The organism is Mycobacterium bohemicum DSM 44277 (assembly GCF_001053185.1).
Taxonomy (GTDB): domain Bacteria; phylum Actinomycetota; class Actinomycetes; order Mycobacteriales; family Mycobacteriaceae; genus Mycobacterium; species Mycobacterium bohemicum.
In genome coordinates, this window is the sequence record NZ_CSTD01000002.1 from 673248 (window position 1) to 684532 (window position 11285).

Annotated in this window: 12 protein-coding genes; 5 read left to right on the forward strand and 7 right to left on the reverse strand. The window is 67.7% G+C overall.

Annotation, left to right across the window (positions count from 1 at the left end; translation table 11 throughout):
* Positions 1–96 precede the first annotated feature (96 nt).
* The 7 genes from BN971_RS13405 to BN971_RS13435 are packed head-to-tail and all read right to left on the reverse strand — an operon-like array spanning position 97 to position 5830.
* A complete protein-coding gene (locus tag BN971_RS13405) occupies positions 97–909 on the reverse strand; it encodes an acyl-CoA dehydrogenase family protein (RefSeq protein WP_170322154.1) in 813 nt (270 codons plus the stop codon).
* Between the two features lie 2 nt (positions 910–911).
* Complete coding sequence (locus BN971_RS13410) at positions 912–2012, reverse strand: acyl-CoA dehydrogenase family protein (protein ID WP_085182548.1); 1101 nt, start codon at positions 2010–2012, stop codon at positions 912–914.
* An 8-nt stretch (positions 2013–2020) separates the two neighbouring features.
* On the reverse strand, positions 2021–2485 hold the full coding sequence (locus BN971_RS13415; protein WP_085182547.1) for a nuclear transport factor 2 family protein: 465 nt from the start codon (positions 2483–2485) through the stop codon (positions 2021–2023).
* Positions 2469–3689 (reverse strand): metal-dependent hydrolase family protein, encoded by a 1221-nt coding sequence (locus BN971_RS13420; RefSeq protein WP_085182546.1) that lies wholly within the window; start codon positions 3687–3689, stop codon positions 2469–2471. Before BN971_RS13420 ends, BN971_RS13415 begins: the two co-directional genes overlap by 17 nt.
* Before the next feature lie 3 nt (positions 3690–3692).
* A complete protein-coding gene (locus tag BN971_RS13425) occupies positions 3693–4031 on the reverse strand; it encodes a hypothetical protein (RefSeq protein WP_085182545.1) in 339 nt (112 codons plus the stop codon).
* Positions 4000–5295 (reverse strand): aromatic ring-hydroxylating oxygenase subunit alpha, encoded by a 1296-nt coding sequence (locus tag BN971_RS13430; RefSeq protein ID WP_085182544.1) that lies wholly within the window; start codon positions 5293–5295, stop codon positions 4000–4002. The genes BN971_RS13425 and BN971_RS13430 overlap by 32 nt, the downstream gene beginning before the upstream one ends.
* Positions 5296–5299: 4 nt before the next feature.
* On the reverse strand, positions 5300–5830 hold the full coding sequence (locus tag BN971_RS13435) for a carboxymuconolactone decarboxylase family protein (RefSeq protein ID WP_085182543.1): 531 nt from the start codon (positions 5828–5830) through the stop codon (positions 5300–5302).
* A 423-nt stretch (positions 5831–6253) separates the two neighbouring features.
* Here BN971_RS13435 and BN971_RS13440 point away from each other — a divergent pair, with 423 nt between their 5' ends.
* The 5 genes from BN971_RS13440 (at position 6254) to BN971_RS13460 (ending at position 11234) form a co-directional block, all read left to right on the forward strand.
* On the forward strand, positions 6254–7552 hold the full coding sequence (locus tag BN971_RS13440; RefSeq protein WP_085182542.1) for an amidohydrolase family protein: 1299 nt from the start codon (positions 6254–6256) through the stop codon (positions 7550–7552).
* A gap of 57 nt (positions 7553–7609) precedes the next feature.
* Positions 7610–8776 carry an acyl-CoA dehydrogenase family protein gene (locus BN971_RS13445; protein ID WP_085182541.1) on the forward strand — a complete coding sequence of 389 codons (1167 nt, stop codon included), beginning with the start codon at positions 7610–7612 and terminating at the stop codon, positions 8774–8776.
* 96 nt (positions 8777–8872) lie between these two features.
* Positions 8873–10021: a thiolase family protein gene (locus BN971_RS13450; RefSeq protein ID WP_085182540.1), complete on the forward strand. Its 1149-nt coding sequence runs from the start codon at positions 8873–8875 to the stop codon at positions 10019–10021.
* A 95-nt stretch (positions 10022–10116) separates the two neighbouring features.
* The gene (locus BN971_RS13455) at positions 10117–10731 is read left to right on the forward strand and encodes a TetR/AcrR family transcriptional regulator (RefSeq protein WP_085182539.1); all 615 of its coding nucleotides are present in this window, start codon (positions 10117–10119) and stop codon (positions 10729–10731) included.
* Positions 10728–11234, forward strand: coding sequence for a hypothetical protein (locus BN971_RS13460; protein ID WP_085182538.1), 507 nt, complete (start codon positions 10728–10730; stop codon positions 11232–11234). Before BN971_RS13455 ends, BN971_RS13460 begins: the two co-directional genes overlap by 4 nt.
* Positions 11235–11285 lie beyond the last annotated feature (51 nt).

An 11285-nucleotide genomic window follows, 5' to 3' on the forward strand; every position in this document is an offset into this window, starting at 1 on the left:
CAGCCAATTGTCGCTATGAGGCGGGCGGAAAGCCGTCGGCGACCGTGCGGTGACTCCAGTGACTCGAGGGGCTGCCGGCGGGCCGCGAAGGGCCGGTCACAATTGCGCCAGCCGCGGCGCGTAGCCCTTGGCCCGCAACGTCTTTCCGGCCTCCCGTGTCAGCTCCCGAGTGCTGCCCAGCAGGCCGTCCAGGGTCAGCGCCCGCTTCACATGGCGGTGCAGCGGGTGCTCGGCGGTGAAGCCGATACCACCCAGCACCTGCTGGCAATGCCGCGCGCCGGTCAGCGCGGCCGCACCGGCCGCGGCCTTGGCCAGCAGGCATGCCAGGTGGTCCGGCTCGCCGGTGGCGGCGTGCAGGGTGGCCTCGGCGCCCTCGATCGCGACGAGCGTCTCGGCCAACCGATGGCGGACCGCCTGGAAGGAGCTGATGCGCCGCCCGAACTGCACACGGTCCAGCGCGTGCTGACGCGCCAGCGAGAGCATGGCCCGGCTGGTTCCCACCAGCCACCAGCCCAGTGCCAGTCGTCCCGCCGCCAGCGCCTCCGGTCGCACTGGATCAGCCCGGGGCACAGTCTGTATCGGCAGCTCGTCGTCGATCGCCGTGCCGGACACCTCGCCGCGCTCCCATTTCACCCAGGCGCCGCCGGTGAACGGCAACGGCAGGGTGCCCCCGGGCACACCTCCCGAGGCGTGCAACATGACGTCGTTGAGGACCGGGGCGTGAGTGCCGGTCTGACCGAGCAGCCCGAACACCAAAGGGACTGCGGCGTCCGGCATTTCCTGCAGCATGTCGAGCCAGCCCAGCTCGGCCAGCGCGGCGTCCAGTTCGGTGCCGCAGGCGCCGGCCATCGTCGTCCGCACCGATTCGGCCAGCAGCCGCAGCGACTCGGCGTCGGCGGAGGGGGTCACCGTCACTCCTTGCCCAGGTCGAGCAGCCGGCGGGCGATGATGTTGCGCTGGATCTCGGCGGTGCCGCCGTAGATGGTCGCCGCGCGCGAGTACAGATACTCCGAGCGCCAGGGGGTGTCCCGCAGCTCGAGTGAGCCCGGCAGCAGCTCGCGGACGGCGTCGTAGAGCCGTTGCTCGGCGGTGGCCAGCAGCACCTTGTCGATGGAGGTGTCCGCGCCCAGGCGAGCGCCGTCGGCCAGCCGGTGCTGGGTGTCGCGGGACCGGCAGCGCAGCGTGTGCAGCGCCAAATACGCTTCACCCAGGCAGCTTTCGTCAGGGTCGACGGCCTCGCCGATCAGTGCGTCGAACCGCGAGTACAGGTAGGCGATCCGCTGCCAGAAGCACGCGGAGCGCTCGTAGGGCAGCAGGTCCATGGCCAACCGCCAGCCGTCTCCCGGTCTGCCGAGCATGCGGCCGCCCGGGATCACCACGTCGTCGTAGTAGACCTCGCAGAACTCGTCGACGCCGTGCATCGTTCGCAGCGGCCGCACGGTGATGCCCGGCGTGTCGAGGTCGACGAAGAACGCGGTGATCCCTTCGTGCCCGGGCCCGTGCCCGGGCCCGGTTCGCGTGAGCAGGATGCATCGGGTCGAAAATTGCGCGAAACTCGTCCAGACTTTCTGTCCGTTGACAATCCAGTCCTGCCCGCGGGGCTCCGCGCGGGTGGTGAGCGAGGCCAGGTCGCTACCGGACCCGGGTTCCGAAAAGCCCTGGCACCAGTGCTCTTCCCCGCTGAGCAGCCGCGGCACCATGTCGGCCGCGAGTTCGGCGGGGGCGTAATCGATCATCGTGGGGGCGAGCACCTCGAGCATCGAGTACGGGCCGGGCTCGGCCAGGCGCCGGCCCACGACCTCCTCGCCCACGATCGCGCGCAGGACCGCAGGCCCGCCCAAACCGCCGACTTCCGCCGGCCAGCCGTAGCGCATCCAGTCGGCGTCATACAGTGCCCGGCTCACCCGCGCGAATTGCCGCATGTGGCCCTGCAGCGAGTGATCCGGTCCGGGAGTCAGGTCGTTGTCGTCGAGCCAGGCCCGCAGGCTCGCCCGGAACCGCTCGACGTTCACGGGCTCGGCTATTGCTCGCCCCCCGTCGCCCGCGTGACGCCCTTGACGCCCGTGTCACCCGCTGGGCGCCCGATGGCGTGCGGACGCCCGGAATCGTGAACACCGCTGCGGCGGATGAACGTCATGCCGCGCGTCTTGAGCCGCCACCCGTCGGCGGTCCGGACGTAGGTGTCGCGATAGTAGCCGATCCGCATGTCGTGGGTGGCGTGGTCGATGAAGCACAGCGGTTGCGTTCCGCTCGCCGAATCCCCGTCCAGCTCGACGACCGCGGTTCCGGTGAGGAACAGGCCCTTTGGCGCGGCGGCCACCAGCTCGGGGAAGCGGCCCAGGCTGTACGTCTCGCCGAATGCGCTGTAGGTGCCGTCAGGGGTGAAGACGCCCACGAGGCCGTCGATGTCCTCCTGGGTGATGGTGACCGCGTAGCGGGCGAGCAACTGCTGGATCTCGACCAGATCGTCAGTTCTGGTGGGCATACACCTTGCCGCCTTTCATCACGAAGCCGACCCGCTGGGTAACGGTGATGTCGCGCAACGGATCTCCCGGAACCGCGATGATGTCGGCGAGGTGCCCGGGAGCCAGCCGTCCGCGGTCGGTCGAGTTGATCAGCTCGGCCGCGGTCACCGTGGCGGCCCGCAGCACCGCCAACGGCGGCAGGCCCCAGTCGACCAGCGTGACGAGCTCGTCGGCGTTGCGGCCGTGCGGTATCGCCGGGGCATCGGTTCCCACGGCGATCTTCACGCCGGCTTTGTACGCGGCCAGGATCGAGGTGCGCGCCTTGGGGAACATCTCGGCGGCCTTGGCCTGCAGCTCGGGTGGGGCGTGTGAGACGTCCATCGCATCGCCGTCGGCCAGGCGCCGGGTGCTGACCAGGAAGGTGCCGTGCTCGACCAGCATGGCGATCGCATCGTCGTCGATCAGGAAGCCGTGCTCGATGCAGTCGATGCCGGCGGCGACCGCGTGCCGGACCGCGTCGGCGCCGTGGGTGTGCGCCGCGACGCGGAGACCCCGGCGGTGCGCCTCGTCGACGATAGCCCGCAGCTCTTCGTCCGAATAGTGTTGCGCCCCAGGCGGTCCCGTCAGCGACATCACACCGCCGGAGCAGCACACCTTGATCAGCTCGGCGCCGTGCTTGATCTGGTAGCGCACCGCCTTGCGGATCTCGTCGACGCCGTTGGCGATGCCTTCCTCGACCGTCAGATCCAGCACGTGCGGGGCGAACGCCGCGAACATCGTCGGGTCCAGATGCCCACCGGTGGGGGTGATGGCATGCCCGGCCGGCACGATCCGGGGCCCGTCGACCCAGCCCGCGTCGATGGCCTTGCCCAGCGCGACGTCGAGCAGGTAGCCGCCGGTCTTGACGAACAGGCCGAGGTTGCGCACGGTGGTGAACCCCGCGCGCAGCGTGCGACGGGCATTGCCGATCGCGCGCAAGACCCGAGTCGGGGGGTCGTCCTGGACCTGGGACAGGCCCGGCTTCTCGCCGCGCCCGCCCATCAGGAGGTTGACCTCCATGTCCATCAGCCCGGGCAGCAGGATCGCCTCGCCCAGGTCGATCACGTCGCCGTCGGGCGCGCCGCCGACGCCGACGATCCGGTCGCCCTCCACGCACACGATCCCGGGCCGCACGATCTCACCGGCGTCGACGTCGAGCAGCCCGGCGGCCTTGAGCGTCAGCACCGGTTAGATCACCGGCTCCCTGATCAGCTCCACCCAGGCGGCCCCGCTGTCGGGCACCCGGGGCTGCTTCCAGGCCTCGATCGGGAACGACACCATGACCAGCGACTGCATCATGTGCATCAGCGTCTTCGCGTCCTCGGGCAGATCGTCCAACGGGTAGTTGTCACAGTAGGCGATGACGTCGTCCAAACGGGGGAATGCGGCGTCGTAGAACTCCTGCATCTCGGCCATCGTCGAGGCCAGCCGCTTGGCGTAGCGCTCGGGCTCGGTGGCCAGGTCCCACCCCAAATAGGGCTCCAGGTCGGCGAATTCAGCGGGCAGAGACTGTGTCGTGGTGGCCATTGTCCTGATACTCCTTTACATAGTCGCCGGTCACCTTGTGCAGATGGCGAATCAGGACTTCCTGATCGCACAGCAAGAAGTCCTTGACGACCCTCGTGCCGATCATCGTCTGGGTCGCCTCCAGCGTGTTGGCGTCCTGCAGCGCGTACTCCTTGAACGTCACCGCGGCCAACTCCTGGGCCAGGCGTTCGCGCGCATTGCGCGGCGGAACGAAATACAGGGTGCACTCGAAGATGTGCTTGTCCACCGCGGTGGGCCAGTAGTGGTAGGTCAGGTACCAGCCCGGCTCCCAGATCAGCAGCATGAAGTTCGGGTAGAAGTGGAACGAGTCGATTCCCCACTGCGGCACCCTCTTCGGGTTGACGCCCGGGGGCAGTTCGCCGAGCTTCTCGATGATCTCCGGTTTGTCCCACGGGCCGAACAGCCCGCTGCGTAACACCCGGTCCAACGGCTTGACCATGGACAGGTCCGCGGGCGGCGCCTGACCGCCCCAGGTGGACTGCAGGCTGTGCGGGCTGGCCATCTCGTAGTGCAGCGCCTCGTAGCCGTACTTCTGGATCTTGGCGGCTTCTTCCTTGGTGTACTGCCCCTGGTGCAGGATCGGCGCGTGGTAGAACTCGACGAACGCGTCGATGAACAGCTTCCAGTTGCTGCCGACCTCGGCCCGGTAGGAGTAGGTCTCCGTCATCTCGCCGAAGGGGTAGCCCTCGATGCCCTTGGCCAGCGGCCCCAGATAGTCGGTGAGCGGCGCCGCGCTGTTGTCGAAGTTGATGAAGATGAATCCTTCCCACACCTCGCAGCGGACCGGCGCCAGCCCGTACTTGCCCTTGTCGAGGTCGAAGAACTCGTCCTCTTGCTGGACGAAGGTCAGTTCGCCGTCGAGGCTGTAGCGCCAGGCGTGGTACTTGCAGGTGAACTGCCGGCAGGTGCCCGAGGTCTCCTCATGCGGAAAGTCGTTCCACACCAGCTTGTTTCCGCGGTGGCGGCAGATGTTGTGGAACGCCTTCACCGAGCCGTCCTTGGTCTTGACCACGATCACGGACATGCCCGGCCCGGCCGACGGCAGTTCCTTGGTGAAGTAGCTGCCGGTGCGCGGCAGGCGTTCGACTCGACCGAGGTTGAGCCACGTTCGTCTGAAGATCGCGGCACGCTCGGCCTCGAAAAATTCCGGGTCGATCGAGTCGGTGTAATCCACCGGCCCGGTGCCCAATTCGGGGTAGTTCTCCGTCCAGCTCCCAGCGGCTGGCTTCGGGAAGTGGGCCACGTCGTTACCTCTCTTTCTCGAGCTCGACACCGAAGGTGTTCAGGGCCATCGCGAGTCCGATGTAGCCGCCGACGGTGAAGACGAAGTCCATGCGCTGCCGCTCGTCGAGCCGCTCGGACAGTGCCGTCCAGGTCCCGTCGGACAGGTTGGACGATTCATCGAGTTCGTCGACGGCCGTGAACACGGCGCGGTCGAACGCGTCGTCCGTCTCGCCGGTCTTGGCGGCCGCGATCTCGGCGTCGGACAACCCGGCTTGTTTCGCGATCTCCACGTGGTGGGTCCACTCGTAGGCGCAGGCGCGCCGGTGCGCGACCCGGAGGATCGCCTGCTCGCGGATGCGCGCCGGCAGCGTGGAGCTCATCAGCAGGTAACCGCCGAACCGCAGGAACGAGCGGGCCAGCTTGGGGTGACGCGCCAGCGTCGACATGAGGTTGCCGGCGCCGTCGGCGTTGCGTCGTTCCGGGGGCAGCATGCCCGACAATGCCTGCTCGACAGCCTCGTCCCACTGGTCCGCGGGCAGCGGCCGCACACGCATCCGCGATCTCCTCTCGGCGGGCTGGCGATGACTCTCGCGGAAAGAGAATCATATTCTCATTTGCAACCAACAGACTTGCACGATTCGCGCGGCAGGTCAATGCCGGCGAATGCCGCGAGCGCGCGCGGCGCCGCGGCGGGACCGCGGCGAATCCACGGTCGACGTCGGGCCCGCCTGCGCCGGCGGCATCGCCGGATCGGTCCCGACAAGCGCGAAACGCTGGCCTTTCTGGCGCCGCATCCGCCCTCTCGGAAGAAAAATCGACGCCGCGGCGCGAACGCTGCGATTCCCCGCGGCCGCCGCTGGATGTTGATTCTCGCTTCGCGAGAAGATAGTTTTCAACCAGGGATTTCGACTGCGCGGCGTTCGTAGGCTGTGTGGAGGCGGGTGGATATCGATGGAGAGGTACGGAGAGGCAACGCCATGAACAAAGAAGACATGATCCTGATCAGCGTCGACGACCACACCGTCGAGCCGCCGGACATGTTCAAGAATCATCTGCCCAAGAAGTACCTGGACGACGCCCCCCGGCTGGTGCACAACCCGGACGGCTCGGACATGTGGAAGTTCCGGGACACGGTGATCCCCAACGTTGCGCTCAACGCGGTCGCCGGCCGTCCCAAGGAGGAGTACGGGATCGAGCCCACCGGGCTCGATGAGATCCGCCCCGGTTGCTACAACGTGGACGAGCGGATCAAGGACATGAACGCCGGCGGCATCCTGGCCTCGATCTGCTTCCCGTCGTTCCCCGGCTTCGCCGGGCGGCTGTTCGCCACCGACGACCACGAGTTCTCGATCTCGCTGGTGCAGGCGTACAACGACTGGCACATCGACGAGTGGTGCGGGGCATACCCCGCGCGGTTCATCCCGATGGCCATCCCGGTGATCTGGGATGCCGAGGCGTGTGCCGCCGAGGTCCGCCGCGTGTCCAAGAAGGGCGTGCACGCGCTGACCTTCACCGAGAACCCGGCCGCGATGGGCTACCCCAGCTTCCACAACGAGTACTGGGAGCCGCTGTGGAAGGCGTTGTGCGACACCAACACCGTGATGAACGTGCACATCGGATCCTCGGGGAGGCTCGCCATCACGGCGCCCGACGCGCCCATGGACGTGATGATCACGCTGCAGCCGATGAACATCGTGCAGGCGGCCGCGGACCTGCTGTGGTCCAGGCCCATCAAGCAGTACCCCGACCTGAAGATCGCGCTGTCCGAGGGCGGGACCGGGTGGATCCCCTACTTCCTGGAGCGGGCCGACCGCACGTTCGAGATGCACTCCTCGTGGACCCACCAGAACTTCGGCGGCAAGCTGCCCAGCGACGTCTTCCGCGAGCACTTCCTGACCTGCTTCATCAGCGACAAGGTGGGAGTGCAGCTGCGCAACATGATCGGCATCGACAACATCGCCTGGGAGGCCGACTACCCGCACAGCGACTCGATGTGGCCCGGTGCGCCGGAAGAACTGTGGGACGTCTTGTCCATCAACAACGTTCCCGACGACGAGATCCACAAGATGACCTACGAGAACGCCATGCGCTGGTACTCGTTCGACCCGTTCACCCACATCTCGCGCGAACAGGCGACCGTGGGTGCGCTCCGCAAGGCCGCCGAGGGGCATGACGTGTCCATCAAGGCGCAGGGCCACGACAAGGACTCCCGGGGTGGCTCGTCGTTCGCGGAGTTCGCGGCCAACGCGAAAGCCCTTACCGGCAACACGGACTGACCGCCGCGCCGGTGCCTGTAACCGATTGAAGGAGACCCCGCAGTGCCCGGCGACGGAATGAACTTCGAGCTGACCGACGACCAGGAGTTGATCCGTCGGTCGGTGGCCGAACTCGCGCGCAAGTTCGACGACCAGTACTGGATGGAAAAAGACCAGGCGCACGAATTTCCCACCGAGTTCTACCGCGCCATTGCCGACGGCGGCTGGCTGGGCATGACGATCCCCACCGAATACGGTGGCCACGGCCTCGGAATCACCGAAGCCACGATCCTGCTCGAGGAGATCGCCAAATCCGGCGGCGGCATGAACGCGGCCAGTTCCATTCACCTGTCGATCTTCGGGATGCAGCCGGTGGTGGTGCACGGCTCCGACGAGCTCAAGGCGCGCACGTTGCCCAGCGTCGCGACCGGTGAGATCCATGTGTGCTTCGGCGTGACCGAGCCCGGCGCCGGCCTGGACACCTCCCGGATCACCACCTTCGCCAAGCGCGACGGGGATCGCTACATCGTCAACGGGCGCAAGGTGTGGATCTCCAAGGCGATGGAGTCCGACAAGATCCTGCTGCTGACACGCACCCAGTCGTATGACGAAGTCGCCAAGAAGACCGACGGGATGACGCTGTTCCTCACCGATCTGGACCGCAGCCGGGTCGACATCCGGCCCATCCGCAAGATGGGCCGAAATGCGGTCAGTTCCAACGAGTTGTTCATCGACAACCTCGAGGTTCCGGTCGAGGACCGCATAGGGGACGAGGGCAAGGGATTCGAGTACATCCTCGACGGGCTGAACCCGGAGCGGATGCTCATCGCCGCCGAGGCGCTGGGCATCGGCAGGGTGGCGCTCGACAAGGCGGTGAAGTACGCCAACGAGCGCGAGGTCTTCGGCCGCCCGATCGGGATGAACCAGGGCATCCAGTTCCCCCTCGCGGACTCGCTGGCCCGGCTGGACTCCGCCGAGCTCATGCTGCGCAAGGCCACCTGGCTCTACGACAACGGCAAACCGTGTGGGCGCGAAGCGAATACCGCGAAGTACCTGTGCGCCGACGCCGGGTTCACCGCGGCCGACCGCGCGCTGCAAACCCACGGCGGAATGGGTTACTCCGAGGAGTACCACGTGGCCCGGTACTTCCGCGAGGCGCGGCTGATGAAGATCGCGCCGGTGAGCCAGGAGATGATCTTGAACTTCCTGGGGTCGCACGCGCTGAAATTGCCGAGGAGCTACTGATGTCGCCGGGAATGCCCGGTGCCGAGGGTGCGCTCGTTGCGACGTCGTCGTAATTTTGGGGGTCCGGCGTCCCCGCCCAGCGATCGGAGTGCATCAATGCGTGAGACAGTCATCGTCGAGGCGGTGCGCACGGCGGTCGGCAAGCGAAACGGCGGGCTCTCGGGCATGCACGCCGCCGACCTGTCCGCCGTCGTGCTCAATGAACTGCTGGAACGAACCGGGCTTGCTCCCGACATCGTCGACGACGTCATCTGGGGTTGCGTCTCCCAGGTCGGCGACCAGTCGAGCAACATCGGGCGCTACGCCGTCCTGGCCGCCGGCTGGCCGGAAAGCATCCCGGGCACCACGGTCAACAGGGCGTGCGGCTCCAGCCAGCAGGCTCTCGATTTCGCGGTGCACGCCGTGATGTCGGGCCAGCAGGACGTGGTGGTGGCCGGCGGCGTGGAGGTGATGAGCCGGGTTCCGCTCGGGGCCGCCCGGGCGACCGGCATGCCGTATGGCCCGAAAGTCCTTGCGCGCTATGACGGTTTCTCGTTCAACCAGGGATTGTCCGCGGAGATGATCGCCAAGAAGTGGAACTTCTCCCGCCGCCGGTTGGACGAATACTCCGCGCAATCACACGAGCGGGCCGCCGCCGCGCAGGACGCCGGCGCCTTCACCGACCAGATCGTCCCGGTCTTCGCCGACGACGGGAACGTCGTCGCCGCCGACGAGGGTGTCCGGCGCGGCTCCAGCGTCGAGAAGCTCGCCGCGCTCAAACCGGCGTTCGTCGAGGACGGCGTGATCCACGCGGGCAACTCCTCGCAGATCTCCGACGGCGCGGCCGCGCTGCTGGTGACCACCTCGGAGATGGCGGTGGAGCTCGGGTTGTCCCCGATCGTCCGCTACCAGGCGGGGGCTGTGACGGGGGCCGACCCGATCCTCATGCTCACCGGACCGATCCCGGCCACCGAAAAGGTGCTGAAGAAGGCCGGCGTGCCGCTTTCCGAGGTCGGGGTCTACGAGGTCAACGAGGCGTTCGCGCCCGTCCCGCTGGCGTGGGTGGCCGAGACCGGGGCGGACGAGCGCCGGCTGAACCCGCTGGGTGGCGCGATCGCCCTCGGGCATCCGCTGGGCGCCTCCGGCGCCGTGCTGATGACGCGCATGGTGCACCACATGCGCGACAACGGCATCCGGTACGGCCTGCAGACCATGTGCGAGGGCGGCGGCACGGCCAACGCCACCCTGGTCGAACTGGTGGGTTAGGGCCGAAACGATCCGCGGTGAACTTTGGCGCTTGTCGTCGGCGGCAAACCAACCTACTGTGTGTTCAGTAGGTTGGAGCTGCGCGAAGGAGCCCGGTGCCGGACACTCGGCGATACGACACCCTGCTCGCCAAGGGCGAGGACCGTAAACAGCGGATCCTCGAGGTCGCGCAGCGTCTCCTCGCGCGCAACGGGTGGCGCAACACCACCCTCGCCCAGATCGCCGGCGAGGCAGGGGTCACCCCGGCGGGGCTGCTGCATCACTTCGAATCCAAGGAACAGCTGCTGCACGCGGTGCTCGACGCGCGCGACCTCGATGACGACCTCCACGCAGATCGAACCGGTGATCTCGTGGGGCAGGTCGTGCAGGTCGCCGACCGGTTCGCCCGCGCGCCCGAGCTGATGGGAACGTTCACCGTCCTGCTGGCCGAAAACATCCTGCCCGACGCGCCGCTGCACGACCGGATGCTGGCCAGGCACCGGGCCGCGACCGACATCGTCGCCGATTTGATTCGTCGCGGTCAGGCCGAAGGCCGCTACCGCGCCGACATAGACCCCGCCATCAAGGCAATTGAAATCCTCGCCTTTGTCCACGGAATGGAAACGACATGGTTGCTCGACCCTTCGATACCGCTGACCGATGTGTTCAAGCAGTACGCGGAGACACTGGCGCGGGACTTCGCGCCGCCCCCGACGAGGCCGATGACGTGAGATACCGGCTCCACGTCGTCGCCGCCGGCGTGGTCGACGTCGTGAAGTTCGCCGGCGGCTGGCTGTTCGACCGGGCGATGGCGGGATGGGACGTCTCGGTGCTGCTGGCGGACTGTTCCAACCGCCGGCCCCTACAGATCCTGGGCGCCCGCGTCGTGGACCTCGAAGACGCGTTGCTCTCGGCGGGGCAGGGACCCAAGCCCCAGGCCCTCGCGGCGGCGGCCGACCTGTTCGGCTGCGATGTGCGGGTGCGTCAGGGCGTGTCGCAGGCCCTCGACCACGGCGTCACCGAGGTCACCCTGTGGGGCGAGGACTGGCCGGTGGAATTGGACGGCAGCGTGGGACTGGTGCAGCACCGGCTCAGCATGGCGGCGCAGATCTTCAAGGGCCGGGCGCTGGCCGCCGCGGAGGTTCCGCACGGCTCGGTCGGCGGCGTGGAGATCTTCCGCAGCGGGCTCATGTCCTGCCCGTCGGTCGCCGCCGATCTGGTCCCGGCGGGCTAGCCCCGGTCGGCAGCCGGGCGGGCTGCCCGCCCGCCCCTCGACACGTCGTTG

Coding starts and splice junctions, on each gene's coding strand:
- BN971_RS13415 (WP_085182547.1), bottom strand. CDS start 2,485: ATGCCCACCAGAACTGACGATCTGGTCGAGATCCAGCAGTTGCTCGCC.
- BN971_RS13425 (WP_085182545.1), bottom strand. CDS start 4,031: ATGGCCACCACGACACAGTCTCTGCCCGCTGAATTCGCCGACCTGGAG.
- BN971_RS13435 (WP_085182543.1), bottom strand. CDS start 5,830: ATGCGTGTGCGGCCGCTGCCCGCGGACCAGTGGGACGAGGCTGTCGAG.
- BN971_RS13440 (WP_085182542.1), top strand. CDS start 6,254: ATGAACAAAGAAGACATGATCCTGATCAGCGTCGACGACCACACCGTC.
- BN971_RS13445 (WP_085182541.1), top strand. CDS start 7,610: ATGAACTTCGAGCTGACCGACGACCAGGAGTTGATCCGTCGGTCGGTG.
- BN971_RS13450 (WP_085182540.1), top strand. CDS start 8,873: ATGCGTGAGACAGTCATCGTCGAGGCGGTGCGCACGGCGGTCGGCAAG.